General features: G+C 72.5%; 20 protein-coding genes. 5 read left to right on the plus strand and 15 right to left on the minus strand.

Annotated elements, in window-relative coordinates; genetic code table 11:
• Positions 1-397 precede the first annotated feature (397 nt).
• Complete coding sequence (locus tag ABZ953_RS10515) at positions 398-844, plus strand: alpha/beta fold hydrolase (RefSeq protein ID WP_361720196.1); 447 nt, start codon at positions 398-400, stop codon at positions 842-844.
• Positions 845-874: 30 nt separating this feature from the next.
• On the opposite strand, the gene ABZ953_RS10520 is transcribed toward ABZ953_RS10515, so the two are convergent.
• On the minus strand, positions 875-1,141 hold the full coding sequence (locus tag ABZ953_RS10520; RefSeq protein WP_361719908.1) for a glycosyl hydrolase: 267 nt from the start codon (positions 1,139-1,141) through the stop codon (positions 875-877).
• Positions 1,142-1,565: 424 nt separating this feature from the next.
• Between ABZ953_RS10520 and ABZ953_RS10525 the strand changes: the two genes are divergently transcribed.
• Positions 1,566-1,796 carry a hypothetical protein gene (locus ABZ953_RS10525; protein WP_361719911.1) on the plus strand — a complete coding sequence of 77 codons (231 nt, stop codon included), beginning with the start codon at positions 1,566-1,568 and terminating at the stop codon, positions 1,794-1,796.
• Positions 1,797-1,828: 32 nt separating this feature from the next.
• Here the strand turns inward: ABZ953_RS10525 and ABZ953_RS10530 are convergent, their stop codons facing one another.
• Complete coding sequence (locus ABZ953_RS10530) at positions 1,829-2,197, minus strand: PRC-barrel domain containing protein (RefSeq protein ID WP_361719914.1); 369 nt, start codon at positions 2,195-2,197, stop codon at positions 1,829-1,831.
• A gap of 568 nt (positions 2,198-2,765) precedes the next feature.
• Here ABZ953_RS10530 and ABZ953_RS10535 point away from each other — a divergent pair.
• The gene (locus tag ABZ953_RS10535) at positions 2,766-2,951 is read left to right on the plus strand and encodes a hypothetical protein (RefSeq protein WP_361719917.1); all 186 of its coding nucleotides are present in this window, start codon (positions 2,766-2,768) and stop codon (positions 2,949-2,951) included.
• Positions 2,948-3,640, plus strand: coding sequence for a hypothetical protein (locus tag ABZ953_RS10540; RefSeq protein ID WP_361719920.1), 693 nt, complete (start codon positions 2,948-2,950; stop codon positions 3,638-3,640). The genes ABZ953_RS10535 and ABZ953_RS10540 overlap by 4 nt, the downstream gene beginning before the upstream one ends.
• Here the strand turns inward: ABZ953_RS10540 and ABZ953_RS10545 are convergent.
• The 8 genes from ABZ953_RS10545 to hemC all read right to left on the minus strand — a co-directional run bounded on the left by ABZ953_RS10545 (position 3,616) and on the right by hemC (position 12,207).
• Positions 3,616-4,752 carry a hypothetical protein gene (locus tag ABZ953_RS10545; protein WP_361719923.1) on the minus strand — a complete coding sequence of 379 codons (1,137 nt, stop codon included), beginning with the start codon at positions 4,750-4,752 and terminating at the stop codon, positions 3,616-3,618. The two genes, ABZ953_RS10540 and ABZ953_RS10545, sit on opposite strands and share 25 nt — an antisense overlap.
• Positions 4,753-4,844: 92 nt before the next feature.
• Positions 4,845-5,387 carry a hypothetical protein gene (locus tag ABZ953_RS10550; RefSeq protein WP_361719926.1) on the minus strand — a complete coding sequence of 181 codons (543 nt, stop codon included), beginning with the start codon at positions 5,385-5,387 and terminating at the stop codon, positions 4,845-4,847.
• On the minus strand, positions 5,384-6,889 hold the full coding sequence (locus ABZ953_RS10555) for a HAMP domain-containing sensor histidine kinase (protein WP_361719929.1): 1,506 nt from the start codon (positions 6,887-6,889) through the stop codon (positions 5,384-5,386). The genes ABZ953_RS10550 and ABZ953_RS10555 overlap by 4 nt, the downstream gene beginning before the upstream one ends.
• On the minus strand, positions 6,886-7,677 hold the full coding sequence (locus ABZ953_RS10560) for a response regulator transcription factor (protein WP_361719932.1): 792 nt from the start codon (positions 7,675-7,677) through the stop codon (positions 6,886-6,888). Before ABZ953_RS10560 ends, ABZ953_RS10555 begins: the two co-directional genes overlap by 4 nt.
• A 104-nt stretch (positions 7,678-7,781) precedes the next feature.
• Positions 7,782-9,056: an acyltransferase gene (locus ABZ953_RS10565; protein WP_361719935.1), complete on the minus strand. Its 1,275-nt coding sequence runs from the start codon at positions 9,054-9,056 to the stop codon at positions 7,782-7,784.
• A gap of 109 nt (positions 9,057-9,165) precedes the next feature.
• Positions 9,166-9,978, minus strand: a complete 813-nt coding sequence (locus ABZ953_RS10570; protein WP_361719938.1) for an SGNH/GDSL hydrolase family protein — start codon at positions 9,976-9,978, stop codon at positions 9,166-9,168.
• Between the two features lie 167 nt (positions 9,979-10,145).
• Positions 10,146-11,096, minus strand: a complete 951-nt coding sequence (locus ABZ953_RS10575; protein ID WP_361719941.1) for a trypsin-like serine protease — start codon at positions 11,094-11,096, stop codon at positions 10,146-10,148.
• A gap of 175 nt (positions 11,097-11,271) precedes the next feature.
• Positions 11,272-12,207, minus strand: a complete 936-nt coding sequence (hemC, locus tag ABZ953_RS10580; RefSeq protein WP_361719944.1) for a hydroxymethylbilane synthase — start codon at positions 12,205-12,207, stop codon at positions 11,272-11,274.
• A 274-nt stretch (positions 12,208-12,481) separates the two neighbouring features.
• Between hemC and ABZ953_RS10585 the strand changes: the two genes are divergently transcribed.
• On the plus strand, positions 12,482-12,970 hold the full coding sequence (locus ABZ953_RS10585; protein WP_361719947.1) for a GNAT family N-acetyltransferase: 489 nt from the start codon (positions 12,482-12,484) through the stop codon (positions 12,968-12,970).
• Between the two features lie 9 nt (positions 12,971-12,979).
• Here the strand turns inward: ABZ953_RS10585 and ABZ953_RS10590 are convergent, their stop codons facing one another.
• The 5 genes from ABZ953_RS10590 to ABZ953_RS10610 form a co-directional block, all read right to left on the minus strand.
• Entirely contained in the window at positions 12,980-14,512 is a 1,533-nt protein-coding gene (locus ABZ953_RS10590; protein ID WP_361719950.1) for an MFS transporter, read from the minus strand.
• A 12-nt stretch (positions 14,513-14,524) separates the two neighbouring features.
• Entirely contained in the window at positions 14,525-15,985 is a 1,461-nt protein-coding gene (locus tag ABZ953_RS10595) for an MFS transporter (RefSeq protein ID WP_361719953.1), read from the minus strand.
• 201 nt (positions 15,986-16,186) lie between these two features.
• Positions 16,187-16,810, minus strand: coding sequence for a sigma-70 family RNA polymerase sigma factor (locus tag ABZ953_RS10600; protein WP_361719956.1), 624 nt, complete (start codon positions 16,808-16,810; stop codon positions 16,187-16,189).
• A gap of 83 nt (positions 16,811-16,893) precedes the next feature.
• Positions 16,894-17,616, minus strand: a complete 723-nt coding sequence (locus ABZ953_RS10605; RefSeq protein WP_361719959.1) for a hypothetical protein — start codon at positions 17,614-17,616, stop codon at positions 16,894-16,896.
• Between the two features lie 105 nt (positions 17,617-17,721).
• A complete protein-coding gene (locus ABZ953_RS10610) occupies positions 17,722-18,840 on the minus strand; it encodes an amidase domain-containing protein (RefSeq protein WP_361719962.1) in 1,119 nt (372 codons plus the stop codon).
• Positions 18,841-19,048: the final 208 nt, after the last annotated feature.

Consider the following 19,048-nt stretch of genomic DNA (forward strand, 5'->3'; position numbering starts at 1 on the left):
TCCCGACCTCCGGGCGTACGCCAGGGTTCTGAGCATGGCTGCGGATGGCCAGTCATGGTCTGTCATGGCCTGCCATCCGGTTCCTGATCCCTCGACACACCCAGGAGCTGCGAAGCAGCACCAGGGCTGGCACGGCCCCTGTCCGACCTCCTCACCCACGGCTGCTCCGTGTATTCGACAGCGTCCCTCGGGACCTCATTGTCAAGGCCGTGGAGACTCACACCGACGCCGTTTGGGTGAAGTTGTATGTTGATCGGTCGCTCCGTGCGCCGCTGTGGCTCGCCCGGACATGATGTAACGAGAGATGGTTACGCACGGTTCTGTGGGAGCCCGGGGGTGAGATTCCCCGGGCGACCCGACTTCTCGGCGAGTACGACATCGTTCGGCACGGCAGTGCCTGGCGCACGGCAACATGACGGACGCCGGAGGCTGGAGCCGGGTCGCGCCGTCGATCGCGGGGTACGGCTACCGCGTACTCGCCGTGACCTCCCCCGGTCACGGTGACAGCGGGCCGTCCGGCAGCTACACGCCCGCCGCCCTCGCCGCCGACCTGATCGAAACCCTGCCGCCCGCACCCGACTTGGCCATCGGCCACTCACTGGGCTCGGCGGCGCTCCTGCTCGCCGTGCCCGGTCTCGGCTGTGCCCGTGCCGTCCACTGCGACCCCGCGTGGCTGCCCCGGGCGAGGGACCTGGACGCCTTGCGCGCCGTCAAGCACGCCACCCGCCGCCGGAGCCGTGCCGCGCACCCGCGATGGCACGACGACATCACCGCCGAATTGCGTGCCCTCGCCGCCTGGGACCCCCCGGCGGGCTTCCTCCACGGGCTGCGGGGCTGGCTGTGACCGAGCCGCCCGTGACCGCCGTACCACCGGTCAGGGGAGGGTGATCTCCCCCTGGTTCAACACACGCGAGTGGAAGTACGCCGCTTGTATCTCGGGGTTCGTATTGTTGCCGCGCAAGTGCTCGGACCACATCATGAACCACGCCCACTGGGGCTGACCGGCCAGGAGCGACGCGGTCGGCATTCTGCCCATTTCCGCGAGAGCCATGGGCTTTGTGCCCGCGATGGTCCGCATCTGCTGGTAGTCGGCGGAGCTCGGGTGGTTCTTGTACCAGACGTCCAGTGATACGACGTCCACGTACTGATTTCCGGGACAGTAGTTGCTCCAACCGCCCGCAGGATCGTCCCGCACGTTCCAGACCGCCGTCGAACGCGCAGGTGCCTGGGCCGGTCGGCGGGCAGACGTGCCAGGTGAGGGCAGTCAGAGAGCTGTTCGCCCACTCCGTCTTCGCCTGGTCGACGACCCGCTGGCGGTTGGCCGCGTAGCGGGCTCCTTGTTGTGCTCTCCGGAAACGATGTGATTCCCGGAAATGGAACGGAGGTAGTTCAGCACATTCTGCTTGGGGGGGGGGCGGGGAAGGCCTGCGCCGTGTCTGCCGCGGGGTACGGGAAAGACCTCCGGCATGTGCGGGTGACAGTGCCAAGATCACGAGCCGGTGTAGTCACCGCAACGAACGGGGACGAGCCGGTGGCCTGGTGCCGGTCGCGTCGGTTGAACGGGCATGACGACTACGACTACTGGTGGCGCCCGGCACGGCGCGCAGCTCCTCGGTGCCTACTGGCTCGACGCCCCGGACCAGGCGCACGGCGAGCACTGCCTCTGCGGTGGGCCTCTGCGTGTGCAGGAACGCGCGCCGGGCCTGTTCAAAGGGGTCGGCCTGCGCGGGCGCGTCCTCATGCTGACCCTGGCCACGGCGTCCATCGTCGCGGCGGCCCTGGCGCTGTCCCTGTGAGGCGATCGACCGGGGTGAGGTGATCAGCCGGGTCAGATGCCGGGCTCGCCCGGAGAGCGAGTGCCGGCATAGTGTGCGTCGATCCGCGCACGGTAGCCGGGGTCGGTGACCCGCAGGTCGCGGTCGAAGCGCGGGGCGTCCTTGAGGTGTTCCCTGGTGTGGGCCACGTACAGGGTGCGGTTCGGCTCGTCGGTGTGCGTGACGAAGCGCAGGGGCAGCAGCACCTTCTTGCTCAGCAGCGTGCCGCCGGTGTCGACGACGAGATGGTCGGGCGCCACCTCCTCCGAGCAGGGGTCGACCTTGCCGGCCGAGCCGTCGCTCGCCTCGACCGCCCAGCCGAGGAGGCCGGCGGTCGAGAGGTGCCGATGGGGGGTTTCGGGGGCCTGGCCGCTGTCGGTCATTGCTCTGATCCTCTCCGCCGTACACGGCATCCGTGGTGGGAACTCACATGTCCGCGACGGCGCCGTCGAAACCGGCAGGCCGGAGCGCGCGACGAGAGCCGTCGCGGGACCTTCACATTGTGGGCCCGTGAAGGCGTTCGAGTCGGGCAGGCGAAAAGGGACGCTATGGGGAGGTCGCCACCGATGCTCGTCGTCGCACTCTTGCTGTTGCCCGTCATGGGTCTGTTGCTGGTCGGCATGGACAGGTTCGAAGACCGGTTGACCGGCGATCCCCCGCGGCGCGGCGCACACCGCCGACCGCACCTCCGGCTCGTCGCCGGGCACGGCCGCGCACGGCACCGCGAGGAGCCCGCGGCAGAACGTCACGGAGCGACGGAACGTCCCGGAGCGGCGGAACGTCCCGGAGCGGCGGAAGCACGCCGCGACGAAGCGGCCTGACGCGTGCGGCGCGTGTGTCCCCGGATGCTGTGGAGCCCAGGTCACGCACACTGAGGTGGTCGGTACGGGGGGTCGAGCCCGACCGCGTACCGACGGCACTGGCCACGTATGAACGCACCGGAGGCACGACATGCACTTCGTGCAGCGCACCATCGACCTGAGCAGCTTCTACGAGGAGTTCGCCAGACCCTGGCAGGAGCGCCGCCTCCCGATGCGCCACGAACCGCGGGACGGTGCCGTGGACGTCGTCCGGCAGTGGCAGGACCGCGACGGCGGCGACCGGCGGGTGCCGGGCGCGCCCGCCTCCGCCCGATGACCCCGACGACCCCGATGACACAGGACCGGTCCGGCGGGCGGCCGGACCGCATGCGCTTCGACGGGTGGATCGCGGGCCTCGGCACCGCCGCCGGTGTACGTCTGGTCGTCGGGTACTGGCCGCTGTCGCCCCTGGGCGCGTTCGCCGACGTCATGGTGGAGCGGGCCGACGGACGGCGCGTGCTCCTCGCGCCGTCCGAGCGGGTGGCGGAATTCGTCGCCGCCACATACCGGTTCGACGACATCGTCATCTGCCCCGTCACCGTCGAACCCGGGCGTGAGCGGTGGACCGTGGCGGCCGGGCCGTTGCGGCTCACCTTCGAACCCGGACCGTCCACCGCGCTGGGGCGGCTGCTGCGTCTGGTCCCGGGCCGCCTGGCGACCAGCCCCGGGTGGGCGGCGCTGTGCGACGTACCGGCCCGCCTTCTGATGCCGGGCGTACGGACCCGCGGCAGCGCGGGCGGGGGGCGCCGCGAGTGGTACGCGGCGCGGGACCTGCGCTCGATCGCGACGGCAGGCGCGACCTGGGACGGTGCGGACCTGGGAGAGCTGCGGCCCGTGCGGCCGCCGGTCCGGTTCGGCTTCGGGTCCGTCCCCCGCAGGCCCTCCCTGACCCGCGTCGTCACCACGGTGGAACTCGCGCGTGAGCGGCGTCGGGGGCGGGGTCAGGCGTCGAAGCGCTCCGTGTAGGCCTCGGTCGGCGGGGCGGGGGTGGAGCTCGTCATGCCCGCCGACCAGAACCCCGCGGTGCCGGGGACGGAGGTCACGTCATTGAGGTACGGGGCTGTCGCCGTGCCCGCCGGGCCCCGGGCGACCGCCCATCCCTCACCGTCCCGGCGCAGGTACGTGCTGCGGCTCTGGTCCTGGTGGTTCCAGCCTGATATCCAGGCGGCGCGCCCCTGTGCGTCGGCCGCGATCCCGGTCAACGAGCCGACGGTGAAACCCGGTTGTACGTGGCTCCAGGCGGCGCCGTCCCAGTGGGCGAGTACGGGGTTGCCGGGGCGCCCCGGTGGCCCGCCGACGCCCGCTTCGGTGCCCACGGCCCACACGTCGTCCGGAGCGGCCGCGTGCAGGTCACTGATGCTGAGACGGGCGCCCGTGACCGGGGGCAGGACTGTCCACGCGCCGTCCCAGCGTGCGACGAGCCCGGACCAGCCGCCGCCGGACGCCTGGTCGCCGCTGACCCAGACTTCGTCCGGCGTGCGCAGGACCACTCGGTACAGGCCGGCGCCCGCGACCGGCAGCGGGGCCAGCCACCGCCACTGGTCTCCGTCTCCCCGCAACAGCCGGGCGGCGCCGCCACGGCTGCCGCAGATCCACACCCGCCCGTCGCCGCCGACCGCCACCGACTCGAGGCCGACGCCCGACTCGCCCCTGCCCGGGAACGCGGCCTCGCGCCACGTGGCGCCGTCCCAGCGGAGCAGCGGGCTCGCGTCGCCCGCGGGCAGGCCGACGCTCCACGCCGCGGCGGGGCCGACGCAGGCGACGTCGCTCAGCCGTCCCGAGTAGTCCAGGTGCGTCAGGTCGGACTTCGACCAGGCGCTGCCGTTCCAGTACATGGCGAGCGCCCGCCCCCGCGAGGCCCCCGCGCGCCCCTCCTCCCCGACGGCCCAGGCCTGCTGGGGCCCGGCCGCGGAGATGCGGCGCAGCTGGGCGGCCGGGGAGCTGCCCGGCGCCGGAACAGCCCGCCACTGGGCGGCACGGCGGGCGGGTGCGGCTGTGGCGGTGCGGGCCGAGCCCTGCGCCAGAGCGAGCCCGGACACCGCGCCGATCGTCCCCGTCACGAATTGTCTGCGTCTCACCGTGGGTCCTTTCCTCGGGTAGGTGGACCAACGGTGAACTGCCGATGCACCGCCGACTAGCCACACACGTGACAAATCCGTACGGGACGAGGTCATGCCTGCGTATGCGGATGGGCGTTCCCGGCGGCGTCGCAGCGCACGGTCCACGGAGCAGGGGAGCGGTCGAGGTTCTCGTGGAAGCGGACGTCCACGTCGGTGGGGCGCCGACCGCCGGGGACGTCGGCGTGGGCGGCGGTGCACGTGAGCTGGCTGACCGCCGCGACCTCCAGTTCCGCCACGTTCACGGGCAGGTAGATGTCGACCGTGCCGGCGGTGGCCGTCGCTGTCAGGCGTCCGTTCATCGAAGGGACCTCGCTGATCAGGCCGCGCTCCCGTTCCGCGTCGGTGGGGCCTTCCAGGAGGAGGCCGAGGGCTTGCTGCGGGAGGAGCAGGCGGTCGGTGGGGCGGGTGGCGGCGCGCAGGCCGTAGGGCCCCACGAAGTAGAGGCGGGCGTAGTCGGCGTGCGTGCCGGGCCGTTGGATGCCGGAGGCCGGGGTGCCCGCCCCTTCGGGACCGGTCTCTGTGACACCGCAGCCCGCCGCCAGGAACAGCAGCCCGACGAGCAGGGGCGGAAGAGGGAGGCGTTTCTTTCTCATGGGCGGCCCTCCGCGGCGGCTCCTGGACGGGGGGTGTCAGGGCGGGAGAGCGGCAGCGCGAGGGTGAACTCGGCGCCGCCGTCAGGCGAGTTGGCGGCGGTCAGCGTGCTGTGGTGCAGGCGGACGTTCTCGGCGGCGATGGCGAGGCCGAGACCGCTGCCCTCGGACCGGGTACGGGCCGCGTCGGCCTTGTAGAAGCGGTCGAAGACATGCGGCAGTACGTCCTCGGGGATGCCGGGACCGTGGTCGGTGACCGTCACGACGACCGTGCCCCCGTCGGGGCCCGGGGCCGGTCGCGCCCGGACGACGACCGGGGGAGCGCCGTGCCGCAGGCCGTTGCCGATCAGGTTGGCCAGGACGACGTCGATGCGCCGGGGGTCCACGGAGACCCGTACGTCCTCGGGCACGTCCACGACGACCTGCCCCGGCGGCAACTGCCAGCCCCGCAGATGCAGGGTCTTCTCCACGAGGGTGCGCAGGGCGACGTCGTCCGGATGCAGGGCCGCGGCGCCCGCGTCGAAGCGGGAGACCTCCATCAGGTCTTCCACCATGCGGGTCAGCTTCCGGGTCTCGCCGCTGATCAGGAGCACGGCGTCGGCGGTGTCCGGTGGCAGGATGCCGCTGTGCGCGTCCTCGTCGAGGACCTCCGTCACCGCGGACATGGCGGCCAGCGGGGTGCGCAGTTCGTGTGCCACGTCGGCGGCGAAGCGGCGCGCGGTGGCCTCCATGCGGCGCAGCTCGGCGTCGTCCTCCTCCAGGTGCGTCGCCATGGTGTTGAAGGTCCTGGTGAGGTCGGACAGTTCGTCGTGGCCGGTGACCGGGAGCCGGGTGCCGAGTTCGCCGGAGGCGATCTGCTCCGCGCCGTTGCGCAGCCCCCGGACGGGGCGCAGGACGCGGCGCGCCGCGAACAGGGCCGGGACCAGGGCGATGCCGAGGGCGGGGACGGCGCCCGCCTCCGCGGCGCCGACCAGGGCGGAGATGTCGGCCTTGTCGCCGTCCAGGGAGAAGTCGGCGTACACGACGAGGCCGGACGCGGTCCGCTCTTCGCCGGGCTCGGCGGCGTAGAAGACGGGCATGCCGATGACGAGCCACGGGGAGCCGTCCCGCTCGATGCGTTGACGGACGACCGTGTCCACCCGGTCGGCCACGGAGGCGCGCAGCGCGGCCGGCACCGCCGTGCGCTGTTCGGTGCCCGGCGCGGTGACCGCCGGGCCGTTCCGGTAGGACGCGGCGGTGCGCCAGTCGCGGGAGGCGCCGGCCCGGTCCAGCTGGAGGGTGAAGTTGCGCAGATCCCGCGTGCTGGGCGGGAAGGGCAGATCGGGGGCGAGGGACCCGACCTGGGCGCGGAGGTCGCGTACCGCGTTGTCCTGCGTACGGTCGAGGATCGCGGAGCGGGCCTGCCGGAACGTGAGCGCGGCGGTGATGAGCGCGCTGAGCGCCGATACGAGGAGGAAGGCGACGACGAGGCGGACGCGAAGCCCCCGGGGCGGACGCAGCTTCACGACGCGCCGTCCTCCTGCCGTCGCGGCTCCTCCGGCTGAGGCACGGGGCCGAAGCGGTAACCGAAGCCCCGTACCGTCTGGATGTACACCGGGCGGCGCGGGTCGTCCTCGACCTTGCCGCGCAGCCGCATCACACAGGCGTCGACGAGCCGCGCGTCGCCGTAGAAGCTGTGCTCCCACACCTGTTCCAGCAGATGCTGGCGGCTGAAGACCTGGCCGGGTGCGGCGGACAGGAAGAGCAGCAGCTTCAACTCGGAGGGCGCGAGCGTCAGTTCACGGCCGTCCTTGGACACGAGCAGGGCGCTCCGGTCCACCGCGAGGTCGCCGTGGAGCTCCAGGGTGCCCTGCCAGGTCTGCCAGGTCTGCCCGGACTGCAAGGTCTGCCCGGTCTGCTCGGTCCGCCCGGGGGCGGTCGCGGGGTCCTGGGGGACGACCCGCCGCAGCACGGCCTTCATCCGGGCCTCGATGACTTCGCCGCTGGCCGGTTTGACGATGTAGTCGTCCGCGCCCGCCTCCAGGCCCACCACCAGGTCGATGTCGTCGCCCCGCGCGGAGAGGATGATGATCGGCAATTGCCTGGTCTCGCGGATGCGGCGGCACACTTCGAGGCCGGACATGCCGGGCAGCATCAGATCGAGCAGCACCAGATCGGGCCGGAAGCGCTCCAGGGTGAGCAGTCCGGTCTCACCGCTCGCCGCCACCTCCAGTTTGTGACCCCGGCGCCGCAGCGCGAGCGACACCCCCTTCTGTACCGCGGGATCGTCCTCGATCAGCAGAACTCGTGGCATCGGGATGTGCTCGTCTCCAGGTATGCGGTTGATGTCATTGCCATGCGGGAGGTGTCTCTGTGATTTTGGCCCACTTTTCGGCGGGGGGCCCGCCGCGCCCCGGCTCAGCCGTCGGCGGTGAGCCGGGTGACGTCCACGGAACCGACCCCGGCGCGCGGTACGGGAATGACGGCCCACAGGGCGACGAGCGCGGCGAGGACGGCCACCAGCGCGAGCGCTCCGGAGCGGCCGTGCGCCCAGCGGGCCCGGAACCGGACGGGGTCCTCGACCAGGTACTTGGAGAGCGCGGCGGCCGCGACGGAGACGCCGATGACGAGCGCGGTACGGTCCCAGCCCGCGCTGCCCAGGCGCTCCTCGCTCAGCAGGACGTAGAGCGGCCAGTGCCACAGATAGAGGCTGTACGAGATCGAGCCGAACCAGCGCAGCGGGGCGGTGCCGACGCCCCGGCCCACGGGGCCGTCCGGAGCCTGGGCGAGGCAGCCGATGAGAAGGGCGGCGGCCAGCGCGTGCAGGAACAGTCCGCCCCGGAACAGGGAGGGGGAGTTCTGACCGTCGGCCAGGATCCAGTAGGCGGCGATGCCGACGGCCAGGACCAGCGCGGCCCAGGACGTGACCCGTGCCCCTGCCCGCGCCAGCAGACGGGTGGCGGGCCCGGTCGCCATCAGCGCGCCGAGCAGCAGCGAGAAGGCCCGGGTGTCCGTGCCCTCGTACACGCGCGTCGTGTCGACGGGCCCGGTGAAGGCGATCATGAGCGCCAGCGACACAACGGCCCCGGTGGCGGCCACGACCGCGACGCGCCCGCCACCCCCGGCGGCACCGTCCCGGCGCCGACCGCGCGCCACCAGCCATACGACCAGCGGCCACGCGAGGTAGAACTGCTCCTCGACCGCGATGCTCCACAAGTGGCTGAACACCCGCGTGTCGGCGGAGTCCCAGTAGCCGACCTGGTCGGCGATGAAATGCCAGTTCGCGAGGTTGCCAAGGACCCATGGGGTGTCGTCGAGACCGAACCGCAGCAGGGTCACCGACCCGAAGCCCCACACCAGGAGCAGCGTCCCCGCCACCGTCACGGCCAGGGCGGGCAGCAGGCGGCGGGCGCGCCGCCCCCAGAAGGCGACCAGGTCGACGCGGCCGTCGCGGGCCGCCTCCTCCAACAGCAGGCCGGTGATGAGGAACCCGGACAGCACGAAGAACAGGTCCACGCCGAGGAAGCCACCGCTGAACCGACCGGCGTGGAAGAACAGCACGCCCAGGACGGCCAGGCCGCGCAGACCGTCCAGGGGCGCGATGTGCCGCCTGCCGGGTATCGGCGCGGCAGCGGGGGCGGGGGCCTGCCGTCGGTGGGACGCGAGGGCGGGAGGGGTGGCGTGCGCGGGCATGGGGTTCGTTCCTTGCGGACGGCGTGGGGCCCGGTTCGGGCCCCACGCGATCGACGTTCCGGCTCGGCGTACGAGGGCGGACGGACGCCCCCGCCGTACGGCTGCTCGCCTACTTGCAGCCCAGCGGGCCGTAGACCTTGTCACCGGTCCACGACCCGGTGGCCCACCGGTCGGCCGGGGCGGGCGTGAAGGAGTACTGCTTTCCCAGCTCCTTGGTCAGCCACTGCGCGAAGCCCGCCGCGCCCTGCTGGCAGGTGTGGATGCCGTCCTTGCTGCGCCGGGCCCTGGGCGCGGTGCCGTCGTCGCCCCACAGGGCGGCGGAGTCGAGGAAGCGCACCGTGTCCCGGTGCTTGGCGGCCACGTCCTCGGCGGACTTGGGCGCGGACTTGATCTCGGCCTTGTGCGGCTCGTAGAAGTCGTCGATCTTGAAGGGCGGCGCCGTGACGATGACGAGCTCGGCGCCCGCGTCGCCGACCGTCTTGGCCAGCTTCTCGTAGCCGGTGCGCTGCTCGGCGGGCTTGCCCCAGTCGTAGGTGGTGATCTGGTAGGCCACGACGTCCGGCTTGAAGGACGCGAGCTCCTTGGGCAGCTGCTCCCAGGTGGGCTCGGCGATCTCTCCGGTGACACCGCCGCCGCCGTCGGCCGCCATCGACTTGAACGACGCGTCACTCGCCTTCAGCGCCGCGCCGAGAGCCGGGGCCTCGGCCCCGGCGATGGAGTCGCCCATCCACAGGACCCGGGGAGCGTTCGTATTCTTGTCCCCGTCGGCGGAGGCCTTGCCGCTGTCGGCTGCGGCGCCGCTCTCACCGCCGCCGCAGGCGGCGAGAGCGGCGATGCCTACGGCGGCCACAAGGGCGACCGCCGCGGTGCGCCGCACGGGGCGCCGGGGGCTGGGGGAGGAGGGGATGTTCTCGGTGTTCATGTCGTCCAGCAGACCCCCTGGAACCCGGGTTCAGGGGGTCTGTCATCGTTTCATCATCTACCGCGAGAACTCTCGTCACACGCGACGAGAAGCGCCGTCACACAGCTGCCCGTCACACAGCCGCCCCGTCACACAGCCCGTCACGCAGCCGCGCCCCCGGCGCCGCGTCAGAGCTGCTGTGCCCGGTCGTACACCTTCTTGGCCGTGGCTCCCCAGATCTCTCCGTACATCTTCGTCGGCGTCAGGGAGTCCAGCGAGCTGTTGACCGAGACCACGACGCCCTTGCCGGTGGTGGCGTCGAAGTCGGCCAGCCACGGGCCGCCGCTGGAGCCGCCGCTCATGTCACAGGGGATGAACTGCGTGCCGTGCTCCTTCTTCGCCGTACCGACACAGCGCAGGAGCTGCTCGCCGAGCTGCGGACGGGTCGCGGAGTAGCCGAACGAGGAGATGGTGCCGCCGACGGGACGGTTGAAGGCGACGGCCTGGCTGCCCACGACGGAGGTGAGCTTCTTGCCGGTCCTGCCCGCGTCGACGGTCAGGGCGGACATGTCGTTGGCGGAGTCCTCCTCCCAGGCGCGCGGGGTCACGGCCTGGTGGACCGCGAACGCGCCGTACGGCGCCTTGCCCTTGCTGTAGCCGGGGGCGAACACCATCGACATGTTGGTGTTGACGGGAGAGGAGCCACGGCGCACGCAGTGGGCCGCGGTCATCACGGCGGAACGGTTGGCACTCTTCACGGCGGTGGCCGTGCACCAGGTGTCGGCGCCGCTCGCGTTGACGAAGAAGAGCCGTCCCACGGTCTTCAGGGTGGTGCCGCGCCACGGCTTGGCCATCGGTCCGGTGGGACCGAGGTCCACGGACTTGCCGACGGCCTTCATACGAGCGGGAGTCCAGTAGGCGAGCGCTTCCCGGCGTTCCTGGGCGGTGTACTTCAAGACGGAGATCGGACCGGCCGCCGCGGCGGCGGTGGGGGCGGCGGGCGCCCGGTCGGGCGCGGCCGTCGCGGGCACGGAGGCGGCGAGGGCGAAGACCGTACCGGCCACGGCAAGTCCCGTGGCGCGACGGCGAAGAGGCCGGATCGTGGACGCGGGTCTCATGGACGCGGATCTCTTGAGCATGGTGGCTGACTCCTCAACAGGTACGGGCAGCGAAGGGGGCCGTCGGCCCGCCGTGCAAGAGGGGAGAACCCGCCCGCGCGGTTGGCGCTGTCGACGACCTGTGACACAAAAGGCCGACGCCTGCCCGGCATGCGGGACTCAGCCCCCGCCACCCGCCACCCGCCACCCGCACCGCTCAGTGGGCGATGCCGTCGATCAGCTCCCGGGCGCCCTGGCGCAGCAGCGCGACGGCCACGGACGTGCCGAGCGTCGCGGGGTCGAGCGGGCCCGCCCACTCGTGCGCGTTGAGCACCGTCTTGCCGTCGGGCGTGAACACGCAGGCGCGCAGCGACAGGTCGCCGCCGCGTTCAGAGCGGGCGAACCCGGCGATCGGCGAGTTGCAGTGGCCCTGCAGGACGTGCAGGAACATGCGCTCGGCGGTCGCCTCCCGCCAGGCGTTCTTGTCGCCGAGGTCCGTGACGGCGTCGATGGTGGCGGTGTCGTCCTCGCGGCACTGCAGGGCGAGGATGCCCGCGCCGATCGGCGGGCACATCGTCTCCACCGACAGGATCTCGCTGGCCAGGTCGGGGCGGCCGATGCGGTCGAGACCCGACTGGGCGAGCAGCAGCGCGTCGGCGTCGCCCGCGGCGAGCTTCGCCAGCCTGCGGCCCGCGTTGCCGCGCATCGGGACGCACTCCAACTCAGGGTGGGAGGCGGCGAGCTGCGCCACGCGGCGGACCGATGACGTGCCGATACGGGTCCCTGCGGGCAGCTCGTCGAGGGTCAGCCCCTTGGGATGGATGAGCGCGTCCCGGATGTCGTCCCGCTCCAGGAACGCGGCGAACGTGGTCCCCGCGGGCAGCGGCCGGTCCGCCGGAACGTCCTTGACGCAGTGCACCGCGAGGTCCGCCTCGCCCGCGAGCAGTGCGGCGTCGACCTCCTTGGTGAACGCTCCCTTGCCGCCGAGCGCCGCCAGATCGCCCATCCAGCGGTCCCCGGAGGTGGTGACCGGCACGACCTCGGTGCGGATGCCGGGGTGCAGCGCGGCGAGTTCGGTGCGGACGCGCTCCACCTGGGCGAGGGCCATGGGGGAGGAGCGGGAGACGATGCGGATCAGCTCAGGAACGGACATGCGCTCCACGATAAGGGCTCCCGCGCCATGCCTCGGACAGGCGTCCACCTGATCAAAGGACAGGATACGCGGGCGAGTTGGGCGCTCGACGGGTGGGAACCGATGGCTGCCCGGCCCTGCCCGGCGGGCGTTTCGCGGACGCCGCCCGACGCGTTGCGGGGGCTTCGGGACCCCGGGGCCCGGCGGATCTCGGCATGCGCGAGCACCGGGCGCCTCATAGTGTGAGGTGCGCGCGGCCGCGGCCCGGCGCCGCGCCCGCTCCCTGGGAGGCCCCATGTCCAGCCCCGCCGCGCCGGAGCGTTCGGCGTCGATCGTCCTGGAACCGCTCACGGCCACCCATCTGGCCGATGTCCTCGCCCTGGGCCGTCGGGTCTACGACACGTCCGTGAAGCCGTACACGTCCTGGTCGCTCTCCGCGATCGCCCGGCACCTGGACAACGAGTCGTCCGCCTGCTGGGTCGCGCTGGACGGCGACCGGCGCCTCGCCGGATACGTGCTCGGCTCGATGGGGTTCGACCAGCGCGCCGACTGGGGCAACCTGGAGTGGATCGCGAGCGCCCCCGAGCACCAGGGACAGGGCATCGCGAGCCGCCTGGTGAAGGCCTGCTGCGCGACGCTGGCGGAGGCGGGCGCGAGCACCATCGTGACGGATGTGGAGTCCCGCAACACCGCGTCGGCCACGCTGATGCGGCGCAACGGATTCGAGGCGACGGTGTCCGTGACGTTGTTCGTACGTGAGGTCGTACGCGAGGTCAGCGGGTAGGGGCCGCGGTCACTCCCCGGCACGGTCACCGGGCTCCAGCGGCGGGGCCTGGAGGCCCAGACACGTCTTGCACTGCGGCGCGTTGCCGCGTTCGTCGTGCCAGGCCGCCGGGCTCGGCCGGACGAACACCGCGGCGGCCGCCGCCGCGAGACCGAACAGCGCCGCGCAGCCCACGGCCGCCTTGCCGAAGGCGGTGTCGAGCGCGTCGGGGTCCGCGTACGCCGTACCGGACAGGCCGACCGCGAGCGGCAGCCCGGCCACGACGAGCAACTGCGCGATGCGCGCCGCCGTGTTGTTGACGCCGCTGGCGAGCCCGGCGCGGCTCGCGTCCACCGAGGCCAGGACGGTCGCCGTGAGCGGCGCCACGAACAGGCTCATGCCGAGACCGAGGACGACCACCGCGGGCAGCACCTCGGTGACGTACGAGGCCCCGGGCCGGATCCGCAGCATGAGCAGCACCCCGGCGGCCGCCACGGTCGGCCCCACGACGAGCGGCAGGCGCGGACCCAGGCGCCGCGCCAGATCGCCGGCGGGCGCCGACAGGAGCAGCATCAGGACGGTGATCGGCAGCGTCGCCGTGCCCGCCCGCAGCGCGTCGTACCCGAGCGTCGTCTGCAACTGCACCGGCAGCATGAACAGGATTCCGCCGATGGCGGAGTAGAGGCACAACGTCATCACGTTGGCCGCGGTGAACAGGCGCGAGCGGAACAGCACGAGCGGCAGCATCGGATCCCGCCTGCGGTGTTCGACCACGACGAAGACGACGCCCGCCGCGAGTCCCAGGACGCCCGGCAGGACCACGCCCGCCGCCGACGTGTCACCGGACGCGCCGATCAGTGAAAAACTGATGCCCGCGAGGAACAGCGCGGCCAGACACGCCCCGGGAACGTCGAACGGCTGCTGGGCCGCCGTCTCGTCGCGGCTCTCCGGCACGTGCCGCACCGCGTACAGGACCAGTGCGGCCAGCGGCACGTTGATCAGGAAGATCCACCGCCAGCCCGGCCCGTCGATCAGCCAGCCGCCGAGAAACGGGCCGACGGCCCCCGCGACACCGCCGAGCCCCGACCACGCGCCCACCGCGCGAGCCTGGTCCTCGGGGCGGTACGAGGCACGGACGAGCGCCAGCGAACCGGGCGTGAGCAGCGCCCCACCGATGCCCTGCAGCGCGCGGGCCGCGATCAGCGTCCCGGCGTCCTGCGCGAGCCCGCACAGCGCGGACGCCGCCGCGAACCACACCACCCCGATGACGAGCGTGCGGCGCCGCCCGACGCGGTCGCCGAGGGCCCCGCCGAGCAGGAGCAGCGCCGAGAGCGTGAGCATGTAGGCGTTGACGACCCACTGCAGCGCGGAGAGTGACGTTCCGAGGTCCCTGCCGAGCGTCGGCAGGGCGACGTTCACCACGGTCCCGTCGAGGAGCGCCATGCCCGAGGCGAGCACCGCGCACGCCAGGACCCAGCGGCCGCGGGCCGACGCGAGCGCCACTCCGCCTCCGGCACCGGAAGCCGGGCCCGCGCCGGGGCCCGGAGCCGGATTCGATGCCATCGAGCCACCGCCCTACATGTGAACCGTGCCGCTGCCCGTCTCCGTATGCACCGGCGCTCCTCTGCGATACAGGATCACGGTAACGACGAGCCCGACCGCGAAGAAGAGAGCCGACCACCAGTACGCGGTCGAGTACGACTGCATCGCGGCCTGCGCCTGGACCTGCGGAGTCGGCTTCCTGCCCACCAGATAGTTGGAGGCGGCCGTGGTGGCCAGCGTATTGAGCAGGGCCGTGCCGATCGAACCGCCCACCTGCTGGCAGGTGTTGACCATGGCGGAGGCCACGCCCGCGTCGTGGGACGCGACACCGGCCGTCGCCATGCTCATCGCGGGGGCGAAGACGAAACCGAGGCCGAGCCCGGCGAGCAGCAGCGGCGGCAGCACGTGCGCGGCGTAACCGCTCGACACGTCGAGGGCGGTGAGCCAGGCCATGCCGGCGCCCGCGAGCCCCATGCCGAGCGGCACGACCGGCTTCGCACCCACCCGCGGCACCAGGTTGTTGGTGGTCACCACCGAGCCGACCACCATCACGGCGACCATCGGCAGGAACGCGAGACCGGTCTTGACCGGCGTGTACTGCAGGATCTGCTGGAGGTAGTACGTGAGGAACAGGAACACGCCGAACATGCCCGCGCCCGAGATGAACATGGCGAGGAACGACGCGCCGCGGTCCCGGTCGAGGACGACGCGCAGCGGAAGCAGCGGATGCGTGGCGCGCGTCTGCCACCACGCGAACGCCGCGACCAGCAGGACGCCGACCACGAGGAAGCCCCAGGTCAGCACATCACCCCAGGCATGTGTCTCGGCGTTGGAGAAGCCGTAGACGATGCAGAACAGACCGGCCGACACCAGCAGCGTGCCGGGCACGTCCAGCTTGGGCCGGTCCGGCGGAGCGCCCGCGTGCAGCAGGCGCGCGCCGCCGACCATCGCGACGACGGCGAACGCGAGGTTCACGTACAGGCACCAGCGCCAGTTCAGATACTCGGTGAGGACGCCGCCGAGCAGCAGGCCCACGGCGCCGCCCGCGCCCGCGATCGCGCCGTAGATGCCGAACGCCTTGGCGCGTTCCCGGGGATCGGTGAACGTCGTGGTGAGCAACGACAGGGCGGCGGGTGCGAGGAGCGCGCCGAACACGCCCTGCAGCGCGCGGGCCGCCACCAGCATCGAGAAGCTGTTCGCCGCGCCGCCGATCGCGGACGCCACCGCGAATCCGGCGAGACCGGCGAGGAACACGATCTTGCGCCCGACCAGGTCGGCGATGCGGCCCCCGAACAGCAGCAGGGAGCCGAAGGCGAGGGCGTACGCGGTGACGATCCACTGCCGGTTGCCGTCGCTGAACCCCAGGTCTTTCTGGGCCGAGGGCAGCGCGATGTTCACGATCGTCGCGTCGAGCACCACCATGAGCTGGGCGATGCCGATCACCGCGAGGATCAGCCAGCGATGTTCGTGGCGCCCGCCTCCTGGGTACGGCACGGCGCCCGAGGGTCCGGTCGCAGGGGCGGTGTCCGGCGCGGGTACGGGTTCCGGCGCAGGCACGGCTTCGCGGTCCATGGTGGCCTCCCAACATCCCCGCTCCACGCTAAGCGCCCTGGTCGGGGGCCGCGACCGGGGTCGTCGCGCGCCTGGCCGGGGCCCCTTTCCGAGAGGCCCCGGCACGGCGGGGAGGGCGGATCGTCAGCCGGCCCGGTCCGCGGCGACCAGCAGCTCGCTCACCCGCTCCCGGGCCCGTGCCACGCGCGAGCGCACGGTGCCGATCGGGCAGCCGACGGCGTCCGCCGCGTCCGCGTACGGCAGCCCGGCGAGCTGGGTCAGGACGAACGCCTCGCGGCGGGGTGCGTCGAGCGACTCCAGGAGATCGAGCAGCACCACGCCCTCCTCGAAGCCGGGGAGCCCGCGGGGCTGGGCCCGCTCGGCCGCAGCCTGCCAGTCGCCGGTGTCGGCGATCCGCGGCCGGGCCGCAGCCGAGCGGAAACGGTCGGCGACGGTCCGGCGCGCGATGGTGAGCAGCCAGGTGCGCGCGCCGGACCGGGCGGCGTAGCCGTGCAGCGAGGTCAGGGCGCGCAGATACGTCTCCTGGGTCAGGTCGTCGGCGCTGTGCGGGTCGCCGCTGAGGTGGGCCACGAAGCGCCAGACGTCGCGGCGGGTGACCCGCACGAACTGCTCGAAGGCCTGGGCGTCGCCGTCGCGGGCGGCCAGCGCCCACTGGGTGATCAGGTCATCGCGGGTCAGGTCGTCGCGGGTCAGGTCGGCGCGGTTCAGCTCTCCGCCGGGCCGCGATCGCAACAGGGCAGCAGTCATCGCAAGAGGTCCTTCGGTGAAGGGAGTTCGGGAAGCGGCGCGGACGCCGAAGATCCGCCCGGCACCTAGGGGTGCGGGCGGTGTCAGGAACTGACCGGAAGGACCGGTGGACCTCTGCGTGAGACGACGTGCTGGAGAAGGACCCCGCGCAGTCGCGGTACGGGCACGAGCGCGCCGACCGGGGGCGCCGCCGGGGGAAGGGCGGCGACCAGGACCGCGAGAACGAACCGCAGCGGCACGAACACGGCCGCGGCCAGGGCGCGTCCGGTGCGGAAGGCGGCGGTCTCGCCGCGCCACAGCCACAGCGCGCAGATCAGCGCGGCGGCCACGTGGGCGAGGAACATGCCGAAGTCGCTGTGCCCGAAGACGGACATGATCCAGTGGGAGACGCCGCTGTCCGGCATGGCGGCGGCGTGCGGGGACGCGGACGGGCCGGTGCCGGAGAGCGGCGGGGTCATCGGCATCGGGTGGTGCATGTGGTTCATGCCGTCGCTGCCGTGGCGCGGCAGCGCGGAGCTGCCGAGCGGCCCGCCTCCGCTCGGCGCCGCGCCCAACCGCTGCGCGAAGCCGAACAGTTCGTGCAGGCACAGCTGGGCCGCGACGGTGGCGCCCGTGACGGCCGCGGCCCCGCGCTCGCGCCCCGTCAGCCACCACGCCGCTGCTATGGTGGCGCCGAACGCGTACGCCACCGCCCACCAGGGCAGCGCGGCACCGGACATGAGCGCGTGACCCAGGGCCGTCGCCACCACGCAGACGGCCGCGAACATCGCGGCTCGTGCGAGGCGGAACGCGGGACCCGAGGTCATGAGGAGCATCGTGCCAGGCGGTGGGGCGGTGCGGGGCGGCGAGTCCGTGAGATGCCCGAAGTACACCGCACTGCCCCGATCCGTCCGCGGGGGTTACCGGTTCCCTCAGGTGCGGTACGCGAAGTAACGCGCGTCGGGATAGGACGCGATGACGCTCGCGAGCGACCTTCGGTAGGTGTCGGTGGAGTGGTAGGTCAAGTACGGCATGCCCCGCCTGTCGCGGTACGTCACCAGCATGGTGTGGTCCTTGGACCCGTTCTTGTCGAAGTCCACTTGCAGGACGTCACCTACGTCCATCTGGTAGGCGCTCGCCAGGTTCGGGGCCCGCCGGTTGGACAGCGTGAACCACGCCCATTCGTTCACGCCGACCCAGGAAGTGCTCTGGTTCGCGCTCTCGTACCACCAGTTGCGGTAGTCGTAGGCGGAGCCCGGGACGGGCTTCCAGCCGCCCGCCTTCAGCGCCTGGCTGACGAAGTTGGTGCAGTCGCCGCCGGTTCCGTTGAACTTCCGGTACGCCGGGTTGTAGCTGCGCCAGTACTTCTCCGCGTACTTGGCCGCGGCGGAGTAGTCGTAGGCACCGGCCGTCTTGCCCGAGGGCATCGGCGTGGTGGGGGACTTGGTGGAGGCGGGTGTGCCGTCCGGGTACTGGTTGCCGTCGTCCTTGACGGTGTTGATCCGGGCCACCGACGGCTCGTCGACCGCGACGGGGCCGTCGTCCCGCGAGGTGATCGTGGTCAGCTTCCAGCCGCCGTCCTTCGTGGCGGCGAGCTTCAGCTCCTGCCGCGTCGATGACGCGGTGGTCTCCGGTTCGTCCCCGCGCACCTTCTTGTACGTGAGCGTCGACGACGAGGTGACCTGGACGGTCGCCGTGGTGCCGGTGACCGTGGCGCTGTCCACGACGACGCGGGTGTCGGCCTTGGTGTAGGCCTCACCGAGCTTCGCCAGCCGCGACTTGCGGGCGCGCAACGACCGGAGCGCGGCGTCCTCGTCCTTCTTCAGCCGCCCGGACATGCGCGTCGTGAAGGCCTCGGCACCCGAGCCGCCGCGTGCCGCGCCGTCCTCCACCAGGGCCTGGGTGCGCCGGGAGAGGACGTCATCGGCGATGCGGGCGAAGGCGGCGACCGCCCGGCGGTCGGCCTTTCGGGGCGCGCTGCCGGCCGCGTCCGCGTGCGCGGGCGGTGCGAGCAGGGAGGCTGACGCCACGGCCGCGGTCACACCTGCCACGACGGCGGGTCTGTATCTATTGGGTATCGCTACGGGTATCACTGCGTCTCCTCTTTCGTCACCGGATCACCCCGATCGGGGCACGGAATCTTGACACAACTCCATGCCCTCTCGGTGCCGTTGCCTCCTCCACGGGCCCCGAAGGCCTCCGGACCAAGGCGCCAGGGCCCCGTCGGCCGCGCCCCACGTACCTCTAATGTGAGCGGCA

It is taken from the genome of Streptomyces sp. NPDC046465 (genome assembly GCF_040646035.1).
GTDB lineage: Bacteria > Actinomycetota > Actinomycetes > Streptomycetales > Streptomycetaceae > Streptomyces.

What these genes read in the sequence shown, in the direction of transcription:
- ABZ953_RS10540 (WP_361719920.1), top strand. Translation starts at nt 2,948, where the DNA reads ATGACCCCGACGACCCCGATGACACAGGACCGGTCCGGCGGGCGGCCG.
- ABZ953_RS10570 (WP_361719938.1), bottom strand. Translation starts at nt 9,978, where the DNA reads ATGAACACCGAGAACATCCCCTCCTCCCCCAGCCCCCGGCGCCCCGTG.
- ABZ953_RS10575 (WP_361719941.1), bottom strand. Translation starts at nt 11,096, where the DNA reads ATGCTCAAGAGATCCGCGTCCATGAGACCCGCGTCCACGATCCGGCCT.
- ABZ953_RS10585 (WP_361719947.1), top strand. Translation starts at nt 12,482, where the DNA reads ATGTCCAGCCCCGCCGCGCCGGAGCGTTCGGCGTCGATCGTCCTGGAA.
- ABZ953_RS10605 (WP_361719959.1), bottom strand. Translation starts at nt 17,616, where the DNA reads ATGACCTCGGGTCCCGCGTTCCGCCTCGCACGAGCCGCGATGTTCGCG.
- ABZ953_RS10600 (WP_361719956.1), bottom strand. Translation starts at nt 16,810, where the DNA reads ATGACTGCTGCCCTGTTGCGATCGCGGCCCGGCGGAGAGCTGAACCGC.
- ABZ953_RS10550 (WP_361719926.1), bottom strand. Translation starts at nt 5,387, where the DNA reads ATGAGAAAGAAACGCCTCCCTCTTCCGCCCCTGCTCGTCGGGCTGCTG.
- ABZ953_RS10565 (WP_361719935.1), bottom strand. Translation starts at nt 9,056, where the DNA reads ATGCCCGCGCACGCCACCCCTCCCGCCCTCGCGTCCCACCGACGGCAG.
- ABZ953_RS10530 (WP_361719914.1), bottom strand. Translation starts at nt 2,197, where the DNA reads ATGACCGACAGCGGCCAGGCCCCCGAAACCCCCCATCGGCACCTCTCG.
- ABZ953_RS10590 (WP_361719950.1), bottom strand. Translation starts at nt 14,512, where the DNA reads ATGGCATCGAATCCGGCTCCGGGCCCCGGCGCGGGCCCGGCTTCCGGT.
- ABZ953_RS10525 (WP_361719911.1), top strand. Translation starts at nt 1,566, where the DNA reads ATGACGACTACGACTACTGGTGGCGCCCGGCACGGCGCGCAGCTCCTC.
- ABZ953_RS10535 (WP_361719917.1), top strand. Translation starts at nt 2,766, where the DNA reads ATGCACTTCGTGCAGCGCACCATCGACCTGAGCAGCTTCTACGAGGAG.
- ABZ953_RS10560 (WP_361719932.1), bottom strand. Translation starts at nt 7,677, where the DNA reads ATGCCACGAGTTCTGCTGATCGAGGACGATCCCGCGGTACAGAAGGGG.
- hemC (WP_361719944.1), bottom strand. Translation starts at nt 12,207, where the DNA reads ATGTCCGTTCCTGAGCTGATCCGCATCGTCTCCCGCTCCTCCCCCATG.